The sequence below is a fragment of the Micromonospora sp. M61 genome, from assembly GCF_018070245.1.
GTDB classification, from domain to species: Bacteria; Actinomycetota; Actinomycetes; order Mycobacteriales; family Micromonosporaceae; genus Micromonospora; species Micromonospora zamorensis.
The window spans coordinates 1-11394 of sequence record NZ_JAGPYA010000103.1; the positions used below are offsets into that span (position 1 = coordinate 1).

At 73.2% G+C, this 11394-nt stretch carries 10 protein-coding genes; 4 read left to right on the top strand and 6 right to left on the bottom strand.

Annotated elements, in window-relative coordinates; genetic code table 11:
* Positions 1-117 precede the first annotated feature (117 nt).
* The 3 genes from KBX34_RS31930 to KBX34_RS31940 form a co-directional block, all read right to left on the bottom strand.
* Positions 118-2628: a DUF6493 family protein gene (locus KBX34_RS31930; protein WP_210928790.1), complete on the bottom strand. Its 2511-nt coding sequence runs from the start codon at positions 2626-2628 to the stop codon at positions 118-120.
* On the bottom strand, positions 2625-3950 hold the full coding sequence (locus KBX34_RS31935; protein WP_210928792.1) for an SWIM zinc finger family protein: 1326 nt from the start codon (positions 3948-3950) through the stop codon (positions 2625-2627). The genes KBX34_RS31930 and KBX34_RS31935 overlap by 4 nt, the downstream gene beginning before the upstream one ends.
* A 116-nt stretch (positions 3951-4066) precedes the next feature.
* On the bottom strand, positions 4067-4303 hold the full coding sequence (locus KBX34_RS31940; protein WP_210928793.1) for a hypothetical protein: 237 nt from the start codon (positions 4301-4303) through the stop codon (positions 4067-4069).
* A 171-nt stretch (positions 4304-4474) separates the two neighbouring features.
* Between KBX34_RS31940 and KBX34_RS31945 the strand changes: the two genes are divergently transcribed.
* Positions 4475-5773 (top strand): cytochrome P450, encoded by a 1299-nt coding sequence (locus KBX34_RS31945; RefSeq protein ID WP_210928795.1) that lies wholly within the window; start codon positions 4475-4477, stop codon positions 5771-5773.
* A 40-nt stretch (positions 5774-5813) separates the two neighbouring features.
* On the opposite strand, the gene KBX34_RS31950 is transcribed toward KBX34_RS31945, so the two are convergent.
* A complete protein-coding gene (locus KBX34_RS31950; protein ID WP_210793812.1) occupies positions 5814-6830 on the bottom strand; it encodes a sensor histidine kinase KdpD in 1017 nt (338 codons plus the stop codon).
* On the bottom strand, positions 6823-7518 hold the full coding sequence (locus tag KBX34_RS31955) for a response regulator transcription factor (RefSeq protein WP_088948951.1): 696 nt from the start codon (positions 7516-7518) through the stop codon (positions 6823-6825). Before KBX34_RS31955 ends, KBX34_RS31950 begins: the two co-directional genes overlap by 8 nt.
* Before the next feature lie 155 nt (positions 7519-7673).
* Here KBX34_RS31955 and KBX34_RS31960 point away from each other — a divergent pair, with 155 nt between their 5' ends.
* A complete protein-coding gene (locus tag KBX34_RS31960) occupies positions 7674-8753 on the top strand; it encodes an NAD-dependent epimerase/dehydratase family protein (protein ID WP_210928796.1) in 1080 nt (359 codons plus the stop codon).
* Here KBX34_RS31960 and KBX34_RS31965 read toward each other — a convergent pair.
* The gene (locus KBX34_RS31965) at positions 8725-10089 is read right to left on the bottom strand and encodes a hypothetical protein (RefSeq protein WP_210928797.1); all 1365 of its coding nucleotides are present in this window, start codon (positions 10087-10089) and stop codon (positions 8725-8727) included. The genes KBX34_RS31960 and KBX34_RS31965 overlap by 29 nt on opposite strands.
* A 147-nt stretch (positions 10090-10236) precedes the next feature.
* On the opposite strand from KBX34_RS31965, the gene KBX34_RS31970 reads away from it, so the two are divergent.
* Both KBX34_RS31970 and KBX34_RS31975 read left to right on the top strand, forming a co-directional pair.
* Entirely contained in the window at positions 10237-10914 is a 678-nt protein-coding gene (locus KBX34_RS31970) for a glycosyltransferase family 2 protein (RefSeq protein ID WP_210928799.1), read from the top strand.
* Positions 10911-11394, top strand: a 484-nt coding sequence (locus KBX34_RS31975) for a DUF2064 domain-containing protein (RefSeq protein WP_210928801.1), incomplete at its 3' end; no start/stop codon positions are given. The genes KBX34_RS31970 and KBX34_RS31975, both read left to right, overlap by 4 nt.

Below are 11394 nucleotides of genomic sequence, written 5' to 3' on the forward strand. Positions count from 1 at the left end.
GGCGACCGCGGCGAGGGATTCCGCTGCCGACTGAGCTCGAACCGGCGACCCGGGCCGCCGGCTCACCCACCACCGGGACGGAGACGTCCCGGCCCGACCGCAGGGTGAGCCGGCGGGTCAGGCAGCCAGCGCGGTGGCGAGTCTGCGGGCCTCGGTCACCAACCGGCTCGTGCCGCCGCGCGCCACCACGTCACCCAGCCCCGGCACCTCGATGAGCACACCGGTCGCAGCGGCCGCCTCGGCCGCCAGATTGAGCAGGTCGGGCGTGCCGCGAGGTGGGGTGGGTGCGGCCAGCAACGGTGGCAGCGCGGCGGCGAGCAACCGCCAGACGCTCAGGCGGGCACCGGCCGCCATCGCGTCACGCAGCGGTGTCGCCACCCGGGTCAGCGTCAGCTGGCCGTCCGCCGCCAACACGCCCAACTGGCCACCGACACCGGGAGAATCGAGGTCGCCGGCGGCTGCCAGCATCAGTAGGGCGTCGAGGGCGGCCACCCGGTCCACCTCGTGCCGGGCACACAGCCCGTACGCCAGCGCCAGGTCGAGCGCCGGGCCGCCCTCGCCGGTGCACTCGGCGAGCACCGGCAGGACCATGGCGAAATCCCGGGCGTCCTCCTGCGCGGCGCTGGCGATTTCAGGCAGGAGGTGGGCGGCGACCAGGCCCCGGTGCCCCGGCAGCAGCGCTGGCCACAGGTTGCTCCAGCGGTGCGGCCCTCGTCCGATCGGGTGCGCCGGCACGGTGAGGAGTCCGAGCGGGTCCGCTGCGCCCTCGGGCGGGGCGCTCGTGACGACGTTGCGTCTGCGCTCACGCCGGCCGACGGTGACCACCTCGTGGACCGGTGCCGGCAGGGCGTCGCCGCGCAGCCAACTGGCCAGTTCGTCGCCGGCCGGGGTGCCGAGCGCGGCGGCCCGGGTCGCCAGCGCCTCGTCCACGCCGACGGGCAGCCGCAGCAGGGCCTGGGTGAGATCCCACCGCCACACCGGACGGTCCCCGAGTGCGGCCAGCCGTTCATAGAGCGCGGTCGCGTCGAGGGCCCCGGTGACGGACGTCGGGGCGGCCAGCAGCCCGGGGTCGTTCCGTCCGTCCAGGCGCTGCCCGATCTCCGCGATCCGGGCGCAGTAGACCAGCGTGAGCGCGGACCCGTGGGGCGGCTCGACCGCCGGCCGGTTCCGGAACGGCCGCATCGTCCGGGTCAGTGACTGGCTGAGAATTCTGGACCACTTGTCGCGTCGGGTGGCCGCCTCGCCGGGTGCGGCGGCGGCCAGCAGAACGCCGTTCAGTTGGACCAGGACGTTGAACTCCGCCCACTCGTGGTCCCAGGCACCCACCTCGGCCCGCCGCAGCACCGGCAGTAGGGCGGTGGCCAGCCGGTCCCGGTCGGTGGTGGTCAATCGGACCAGCCCGTCGAGGACCCGCTCCAGGGTCGACGAGGGCCAGCGCTGGGCGTGCAGCACGGCGACTGCCTCGACCAGTTCGTCCACCTCGGTGATCGGTGACGGAGCGGGTGCGGGCGACACCGGCGGGGGCAGCTCGTCGTCGGCCACTGCCACGGTGACCGTGGCGACCAGCCGATGGCCGTGCCGCTGCGCCAACGTCGCCGCGCGGTCGCGCAGGTCGGCGGCGGGATGTTCGGCACCCGACGCGAGTGCCTCGGCGATGTCGGCTGCCCGCTCGGGGTTCTGCCGGGCCAGTCTGTCCAACCAGGACAGCTGCGCCCGCACCAGCACCTTGTCCGGTCGGCCCAACACGACCCGCGAGGCGTCCAGCAGCGACTCGAACTCCACCTCGCGGCCCGAGTCGCGCAGCGCCCGCTGCGCGAGGCCGGCCACCGGCCCCGGTCCGTCGGCGAGCAGCCGCAGGTACGTGCTCGCCCGCGCCGCCACCTCGTCCGGGCTGGGTCCAAGCTGCTCGTGCAGGGCGAGGAACGGACGCAACGCTCCGGGTCGGTCCCCGCGCAGGAGGCGGCCGAGAACCCCGTCCAGCAACGCCATCCGGTCGAGTCGACCCTCCATCGCGAGCGCCGCCAACGTCGGGGTCACCGCCTGCCCGGAGCCGGTGAAGGCCAGGTCCGCGCCGATCCCGTCGACCTCGAACAGGCGGGGCACCAGCGCGTCCAGGAACGGGTCGGCGCGCAGCCGGTCGAGCATCGGCACCTGCTGGCGCCCCTCGGCCGACCGCACCCACCACATCGAATGCGCCCAGCCGGCGACGAACGCGTCCCCGGTCGGCGGTGGCGCCTTCTCCGCCAGCAGCAGGTCCGCGATGAAGTGCCACCCGTCCCACGCTCGGCTGCGGGGCAGCCGCTCGGCCAGCCGGTACGCGAGGTCGGCCAGCCAGGGCACGCCCCGCTGCCGCGCTGCGGCGACCACCAGCTCGGAGTCGACGTCCTCCAACGTGACCGACCGCCGACCGAGCAGAGCCGCGGCCTTCGTCGCGGTGCTCAGCGTGCCCACGGCGGCCACCGCCAGCGCGGTCGCCTCCTTCCCCCACCACCAGTTGTCCCGCCGACTTCGGACGTGGGCGACCAGTTCGTCACCGAGCGCCCGCCGGGCCGGTTCGTCCAGCGTGTGCAGCGCTGCCTCGACGGTGCTCACGTCACCACGGATCAGCGCCCGGAAGAAGCCCGTCACGCCGTCACCTCCGCCACCATCGACACCGCGAGGGCATGCTTGCACGGGCCGCGTTGCCCCTGGTGCTTCGCCCACCACCGGCAGGTGCACGTGAAGCCCCCGTCGGGCAGTCGGCGTACCCGGTAGTCCTCGTCGCCGCTGCGTACCGTGGCATGATCGCCGTCGCGGCGGACCGCGCCCTGCTCGACCAGCGTGCGCGCGCCGACCAGCCGGGGGTTGTCCCGCTCGGCCCGGCCGGCGTCGTGCGGCATCACCCGGTGGAAGTAGCCGGCGTCCGCGACGTCGTAGCCGACCCGTCCGGCGGTGCCGAGCTGGGCCAGGGCCGCGCGGACCCGGTCGTCGGGCAGGCCGGCCGCCTCGGCCAGCGCGATGACGTCGATCGTCGGATCCCAGGAGAGCAGGGCGGAGACCAGCTCCGCGTCGTCGATCACCTCGTCACCGGCGAGCGCGAGCAGTGCGGCCCCCTCGCCGGAGAACCCCCGGTACGGCTCGGGTGAGAGGGTCAGTGACAGCCGCAGCGACCCGGTGTCCAGCTCCCACGTGCTCGGCACGGCCGGTGAACCGGTGCGCACCGTCGGCCCGTACACCCGCAGGGTGCGGGCGTGCCGGAGAAGCCCGCGCAGCGCCGCGAGCCGCCCCGCGCCGGCCAGACAGACCGCACCCGGCGCCGGGCGCGAGGTCAGTCGGAGGGTACGCCCGGCCGGGACCGCCCAGAGCACCGAACGATCGCTGCCCCCGGGCAGCCGACGCAGGAACGCCGCTGCCTCGGCGGCGGGGACCTCGGCGCGCGGCTCGAACCCGGCGGTGAGAACGTGCACCTCGGCGAAGCCACGCATCCAACGCCCCGGCAGCGGAACTTTCCGCTCCACCACCGCCGCCTCCATTGTGGAGACGGTGAGGTCGTTCGGGCCGACAGCCAGGTGCAGCGGCTCGATCCCACCCACCCGGGCGAGGGCCTCGCGCAGCGGCGGGTTGACGTCGACGTTGGTGGTGCCGTGCCCGACGACCTCGCCGTCGAAGCCGGCCGGCACCACGTCCATCCGGGCGTACACCCCGCAACAGCCGGAGAAGGACTCGAAACGCAGCCGGTTCCGGCTGCCGGTCACCACCGGATCGAGGCTCGCCGGGCTGACCGGCTGGTGGTAGCGGGTGCGGGCCACCTCGGCCACGGCGAGCAGCCCGGCGGCCGCCGCTGCCGGGGTGGTGAGAAACCCGGAGAAGAAGCGCGGGTTGGCCGCCGGGCCGCCGCTGGTCTGGAGGTCGAGGCCAGCGGTACGCAAGGCGGACGGCTGGAGATATCGGTACGTCTGAACGGCGTTCACGGCGCACACCGTAGAGCGACCGACCGACATCCGTTCCGGTGCTTGCCCGTCGCTGCCCTCCCGAACCGCCCCGCCGCCTCAGGAACGGCGGGGCGGGCCGTTCGCACCTCGTCGGGTCACCTGTCGCCAGCGGCGCGCTCACGGTCGGCCTCGGCATCCGCGGCACCGGTCGGGACCCGGTCGCCGTCGCGGGCCGCGTGGGACAGGTCCACGTCGGCACCGGTCCGGGCGGCGTCGGCCGCCGCGTCGTCCGCGCCGACAATCTCCCCGCCGCCGTCGGCGCCCACGCCGTCGTCGTCGATCAGCTGTTCAGAGCCGGCCAGTGCGATCGGTACGTACCTGGGATCGGTCATCTCGTCCTCCTCGGGGGATCCGGAACTTCCCTAAGCGCTACCCCGAGATCCGTTCCACACACCCCCGCCCATGCCACCGACGGGCTCACTGTCGGCTGGGTATCCGCGCCGGCCGGAGCGGGCTTGGCCGGGGTGAGGTTTCGGGCCGGGCACAGTGGGCACTGGCCGCTCATGACCGACCAGCGCGGACCACACCTGGACGATTCACTCGGGTTCCTGCTCAACGGCTACGCCTGGCTACCCGCCCTGGCGCGACGCGACGGTCGGTCCACCGTGCGAACCCGCGTGATGGGCCAGCCGGCACTCACGCTGCGCGGGCCCGACGCGGTGCGGTTCTTCTACGACGAGCGGCATGTACGTCGGCACGGGGCCATTCCGGAACCGGTACAGGGAACGTTGTTCGGCCACCGGGCCGTGCACACGCTCGACGGCGCGGACCACCGTCATCGCAAGGCGATGTTCCTGTCCCTGCTCACCGATCCGAGACGCGTCGCCGACCTGGTCGACCACGTCGGCGCGGCCTGGAACGAGGCGATCGCGAGCAGCGGCGACGGGCGACGCGTCGTGCTCTTCGACGAGGCGAGTCGCGTGATCACCAAGGGCGTCTGCGGCTGGGCTGGGGTTCCGGTCGACGACGCGGAGATCGCGCCGGTGGCCCGCGACCTGACCGCCCTGGTCGACGGCTTCGCCACAGTGGGTCCGCGACACTGGCGGGCGCGGCGCGCCCGTGGCCGGCGGGAGGACTGGCTGGCCGGGCTCGTCGAGCAGGTCCGCGCACATGTCGTCACCGCACCCGCGGGCTCCGTCTTCGAAGCGGTCGCCGGGCACCGCGACCGCGACGGCGAGCCCCTGGATCCCCAGCTCGCCGCGGTCGAGCTGCTCAACGTCATCCGCCCCACCGTCGCGGTGTCCTGGTTCGTGGCATTCACGGCCCACGCGCTGCACCGCTGGCCCGAGCACCGCGACCGGCTGCGCACCGGCGACGCCGCCTACGCGGTCGCGTTCGCCCACGAGGTACGCCGCTTCTACCCGTTCGCCCCGTTCGTGGGTGGCCGGGCCGTCACCGACCTGACCTGGCAGGGCCAGCATGTTCCCGCCGGGTCACTCGTGCTGCTCGACATCTACGGTCAGAACCACGATCCGGCGCTGTGGTCGGACCCGTACCGCTTCGACCCACAGCGATTCGTCGGGCGTGCTCCCGACCCGTACGAGCTCATCCCCCAGGGCGGGGCTGATCGGAGCACCGGGCATCGCTGCCCCGGCGAGGATGTCACAGTGGCTCTGCTCGCTGCCTTCGCCGGCTGGTTGGCGCGCCTGGACTACACAGTGCCCGAGCAGGACCTGACCATCTCGCTGCGCCGCATCCCCGCGCTGCCCCGCAGCCGATTCGTCCTGGCCGACGTGCGTCGGCCAGATCGGCCTGCCGAATTCGAACCGGTACGGCAGGCGACGCCGGACGCAGCAAGCTAGTCGGCGTGCGGCACTGCGGTCGCCGAGCACCGTTGGTCGGTCAGGCGGTGCCCAGTCGGACCATGAACTGGCAGCCGTCGGCGATGTTGCGCACCTCGACCCGACCTCCGTGCGCCTCCACGAGGCCACGAACGATGGCGAGACCGAGCCCTCCGGACGCCCCACCGTCGCCGGGCCCGGGGGTGCGGGCCGGTTCACCACGAAACGCGATGTCGAACAGCTGGGGAAGGTCGGCCGGTGGGATGCCGCCACAGGTGTCGGCAACGGACAGCCAGGCGTGCTCCCCCTCGCGGCCGGCCTCGATGCGGACGGTCCCGTCCTCCGGGGTGTAGCGGACGGCGTTCAGCAACAGGTTCGTCACCACCCGGGCCAGTTCCGGTTCGCTCGCGGCGACCATCGGCCATCCGGACTCGCTGGCGACCAGCTTGATCCGGCGAGCGTCGGCCAGCGGGGCGGTGCTTGCCAGCGCGTCCGAGACCACCTCGCCGAGCGGCACCGCCGTCAGCGACAACCGCAGCGCTCCCGCGTTGATCCGGGACAGCTCGAACAGGTCGTCGACGAGCCGGGTCATCCGGTCGGTCTCCAGCCGGATCCGCCGGTGGTACTCGTCGACCGTGTCCGGGTCACGGACCACCCGGTCCTCCAGCGCCTCGGCCATGGCCCGCAGCCCGGCGAGCGGCGTACGCAGGTCGTGCGAGACCCACGCGACCAGGTCACGCCGCCCCTTCTCCAGCTGTCGTTCCCGCTCGCGGGCCTGATCCCGCCAGACGGCGGCGAGTGCCAGTCGGCGGCCGAAGTGCCCGCCGACGGCGAGGCTGACCACGGCTGCGGCCGCGACGGTGATCAGCACCACCTCAAGATCATGTGGGGAGAGGAACATCGCCTCCGCGACCGCCATCACCCCGACGGTGACGGCGACGACCGTGGTGGTGAGCAGCACGCTGAGGTGCACGGTGATCGAGCTGCGCCGAAGCGCACGGAGCAGCACCGCGCCGACGAACCCGATGGCAAGTGCCGCGCCGAGAGAGATCGCAAAGATCAGCAGGAGGTCACGCATGGGCGGGCTCGTACCGGTAGCCGACGCCCCAGACGGTCACGATCCGCCGTGGATCGGCCGGGTTGGCCTCGATCTTCTCCCGCAGCCGGCGTACGTGCACTGTCACTGTCGAATGGTCGCCGAAGTTCCAGCCCCAGACCTGCTCCAGCAGTTCGGCCCGCCCGAACACCTGGGACGGGTGCCGCAGCAGGTGGACGAGCAGGTCGAATTCGCGCAGCGTCAGGGCCAGTTCGGTCCCGCCGAGGCGTGCGGTGCGGGACGCGGGGTGCACCACCAGCTCGCCGTCGGTCAGCGCCTCCGGTCGTTCGGGCGGCGGTTCACTGCCGGCACGACGGAGCACCGAACGGACCCGCAGCACCAACTCCCGGGGGGAGAAGGGCTTGGTCAGGTAGTCGTCGGCGCCGAGTTGCAGCCCGAGAATCCGGTCCGACTCGTCACCGCGCGCGGTCAGCATGATGATCGGTACGCCATCCGGACGGGCTCGCAGCTCCCGGCACACCTGTAGGCCGTTGACCCGGGGCAGCATCAGGTCGAGCACGACCAGGTGAGGTGCCTGCCGCTGCACCGCCGCCAGGGCCGCCTCCCCGTCCGCGGCGAGGCTCACCTGGAAGCCGTCGTTCTCGAGGTAACGACGGATGACGTCGCTCACGGTCTGATCGTCGTCGACCACCAGCACGCGCTGTGTCACGAACCTCCCCCGTTCCGGCCCGTCATTCCCCGCACGTCCATCGGCCCAGCGTAGCCACGCAGCGTGGTCCGCCCGCACCTGCAAAAGCTTGCGAGGTTCTTACGGCTGCGCGAGGAGGCCCGCGCGGGCTTCCGCGAGGTCATACGGTGACCGGAATGCGGATACTTGTCACCGGTGCGGCCGGATTCATCGGCTCACACGTCGCCGATCTGCTCACCGACCGCGGGGACGAGGTGGTGACCGTGGACGCGCTCCTGCCGGAGGCGCACGGTGCGACATCACCACCCTGGGCCGAGCGGCACGATCTCGTCGTCGGCGACATCCGTGACCTGGGACTACTGACCGGGCTGCTCGCCGGAGTCGACGCGGTGTGCCACCAGGCGGCCATGGTCGGCCACGGCGTCGACCCCGCCGACGCCCCCCGGTACGCCGCGCACAACGACCTCGGCACAGCCACCCTGCTCGCGGCGATGCACACCACCGGAGTACGCCGCCTCGTGCTGGCCAGTTCGATGGTGGTCTACGGCGAGGGCCGCTACCACTGCCCGACACACGACATCGTCCGGCCCGCCGGGCGCCGCGCCGTCGACCTGGCGGAGGGCCGGTACGAGCCGACCTGCCCCCGCTGTGACCGGGTGCTCTCCCCCGGTCTCGTGCCGGAGGACGCACCGCTGGAACCGCACAGCACGTACGCCGCCACCAAGCTGGCTCAGGAACACCTCGCCGCCGCGTGGGCCCGGCAGACCGGCGGGTCGGTCTGGGCACTGCGCTACCACAACGTCTACGGCCCGCGGATGCCCCGCGACACCCCGTACGCCGGGGTCGCGTCGATCTTCCGGTCGGCGCTGGCCGCCGGGCAACCGCCCCGGGTCCTGGAGGACGGGCGGCAACGGCGCGACTTCGTGCACGTCACCGACGTTGCCGAGGCGAACCTGCTGGCGCTGACGACACCGGCACCGGAGCCGCTGGTCCCGGTCAACGTCTGCTCGGGTGAGCCGCACACCGTCGGTGAGCTGGCCCACGAGTTGGCCAGCGCGATGGGCGGGCCGGCGCCTGTCACGGTCGGGGGCGGACGGGCGGCAGACGTGCGGCACGTGGTGGCCGATCCGGGCCGCGCGACCCGGCTGCTGGGTTTCACGGCCCGGACCGGTTTCGCCGCTGGCGTCGCCGACTTCACCACTGCGGTGATGCGGGCACCGGCGACGGTCAGGACACCGTCCACAGCAGGTGGTTGACGGCGAGCGCGGTCGCGGCCTGGGCCGCCAGCCACCACCGTCGGTGGCTGGCGGGCAGGTGCGCGGTGGCGACCAGCAGCCAGACGGTGAACGGTAACCAGATGCGCTCCACCTCGGCCTTGCTCAGAGCGGACAGGTCCGCCGCGAGCACGGCCACCGCCGCCGCGATGGGCAACCACACAGTGGGTCCGGCGCTGGCGAACCGCTGCCGGAGGGTCGCCCCGAGCGGACGGCCCGGCCCTCGGATCGGTACGGCCGCCACCGCCCGCCGTACCGCTGGCCCGACCACCGGGCCGGCCGAGAGCAGCAGAGCGGCCAGGTTCGCCCAGACCCAGTAACCGAAGGGACGTTCCGCCGCCCAGCCCTGGTAGTAACGACGTGCCACCAGCTGGTAGCCGTCCAGCCACCAGAAGCCGGCCAGGGTGAACACGACGACAACCGCCGCGACGGCTGCCGCCGCGAGCAGGAACACGCCGAGGCGGTCCCGGGCCCGGAGCAGCACCACGGTCACGGCGAGCACCCCGACCAGGACGAACCCGTACGACAGGTAGAGCGCGAGACCGAGCAGCAGGCCGCCGGGTACGGCCCCGCCTCGACCACCCACCGCCAGCAGCGCCAGCCCGGCCGCGACCACCGCGGCGAAGATCCCGTCCGCGGACGCGCCCACCCAGACCGCCCCCGGGAAGAGAATCAGGAACGGCCACACGGCCCGAGCCGCGCCCTCGGCGCCGAGCGCCCGCAACGTCACCGGAACCGACACCGAGACGGTGGCTCCGAGCAGCACACAGGCGAGCCCCGCGGCAGCCCCGCCGCCCAGACCGATCCGTTCCAACCCCACGAAGAACAGCAACGCGCCCGGTGGATGACCAGCGGTGTGCGTGGACCACGAATCGGGCTGGAAGTCGAGGATACGGGCGGCGAAGCCGGACAACATCGTGGCGACGTCCGTCACCCGGGGCACCTCATGCAGGTACTCGGCCTGCACGGTGAGCCGCTCGGTCAACCCGGCGGACCAGCCGTCCACCAGGGCCAGCGACAGTGTCCAGAGCACCGAGGCGAGGTATCCGACCGCCAGCAGCCACGGCCACCGTGTGTCGGTCGCCCAGCGCACGCCCCGCCAGACGACCAGTGCCGCGACGAGAAGGGCGGCGGGGGTGCCCACACCCAGATGGGGCTGCCAACTGGCGTAGAGCGGAGCCGCGTCAGCGTGCAGCCGCACGCCCCGATGGTTGAGCAGTGCCCCGACGGTGACGGCGGCGGCGAGCAGTGCCACCTCGGCACCGAGGACGATCAGGTCGGCGCGCCGGGATCGTCCCGGCCGGGTCATCGTGGTCATGGTGACGGCCGACGATACGACCTCCGACCAGCCACCCGACGGCCCGACGGTGAGACGTCAGGGACTCGTAAGACCCATTGCCGCGTAAGCGATTCGTAAGGCGGCACGGCGGTCCGATCGGCGCGTGGCGGGCCTAGCGTCGCCGGTATGCACACAACTATCGACGTGGTGCTGCCGTGTCTGGACGAGGCGGCCGCACTGCCTGCCGTACTGAGCGGGCTACCGCCGGGCTACCGCGCCCTCGTGGTCGACAACGGCTCCACAGATGGTTCGCCGGTCATCGCCGCCGAGTACGGCGCCCGGGTCGTGCACGAGCCGACACGCGGGTACGGCGCGGCCGTGCACACCGGCCTGCTGGCGGCGGACGCGGATCTGGTCTGTGTCCTCGACGCGGACGGCTCGTTCGATCCAGCCGAGCTGCCCAGGCTCGTCGCGGCGGTGCTCGACGGTCGGGCGGATCTCGCCGTCGGACGGCGGCGACCGGTCTCGGCGGACGCCTGGCCGTGGCATGCCCGTGCCGGCAACGCGCTGGTCGCGGCGCTGCTACGACGCCGTGGCGTGCCGGTGTACGACATCAGCCCGATCCGGGTGGCCCGTCAGGCAGCGTTGCTGCAACTCGGTGTCAACGACCGCGCGTTCGGCTATCCCCTGGAACTGCTGCTCCGCGCGGCCGGGGCGGGCTGGCGGATCGTCGAGCTGGACGTCGCGTACGCGCCCCGCGCCGCCGGCACCAGGTCGAAGGTCTCCGGGTCGGTCCGGGGCACCGTGCGGGCGGCCCGGGACTTCGCCGGAGTGCTGCGCGCCGGCATCGGAGGCGCCCGATGAATGTCCTGCTCCTGGTCGCGAAGGCGCCGGTCCCGGGGCTGGTCAAGACGCGGCTCTGCCCACCCGCTGATCCCACACAGGCCGCCCGGATCGCGGCGGCGGCGCTGCTGGACACCCTGGCGGCGGTGCGTGCCACCGCGTCGACCATTCCCGTGCTGGCGCACACCGGTCGGTTCGCCGACGCCGAGTCCGGCGCGGAGCTGACCGCCGCGCTGACGGGTTGGCACCTGATCCCGCAGCGCGGCGACACGTTCGCCGACCGCCTCGCCAACGCCCACGCCGACACCGCTACGGCCTTCCCCGACCGGCCGGTGCTGCAGATCGGCATGGACACCCCGCAGGTCACGCCGGTCCTGCTCACCGCCGCACTGGAGCGACTCGCCGAGCACGAGGCGGTGTTCGGACCAGCACTCGACGGTGGCTGGTGGGCACTCGGGTTACGCGATCCGGCCAACGGGAGCGTGTTGCGCGACGTACCCA

What these genes read in the sequence shown, in the direction of transcription:
- KBX34_RS31940 (WP_210928793.1), bottom strand. Translation starts at nt 4,303, where the DNA reads ATGACCGATCCCAGGTACGTACCGATCGCACTGGCCGGCTCTGAACAG.
- KBX34_RS31945 (WP_210928795.1), top strand. Translation starts at nt 4,475, where the DNA reads ATGACCGACCAGCGCGGACCACACCTGGACGATTCACTCGGGTTCCTG.
- KBX34_RS31950 (WP_210793812.1), bottom strand. Translation starts at nt 6,830, where the DNA reads ATGCGTGACCTCCTGCTGATCTTTGCGATCTCTCTCGGCGCGGCACTT.
- KBX34_RS31960 (WP_210928796.1), top strand. Translation starts at nt 7,674, where the DNA reads ATGCGGATACTTGTCACCGGTGCGGCCGGATTCATCGGCTCACACGTC.
- KBX34_RS31965 (WP_210928797.1), bottom strand. Translation starts at nt 10,089, where the DNA reads ATGACCACGATGACCCGGCCGGGACGATCCCGGCGCGCCGACCTGATC.
- KBX34_RS31970 (WP_210928799.1), top strand. Translation starts at nt 10,237, where the DNA reads ATGCACACAACTATCGACGTGGTGCTGCCGTGTCTGGACGAGGCGGCC.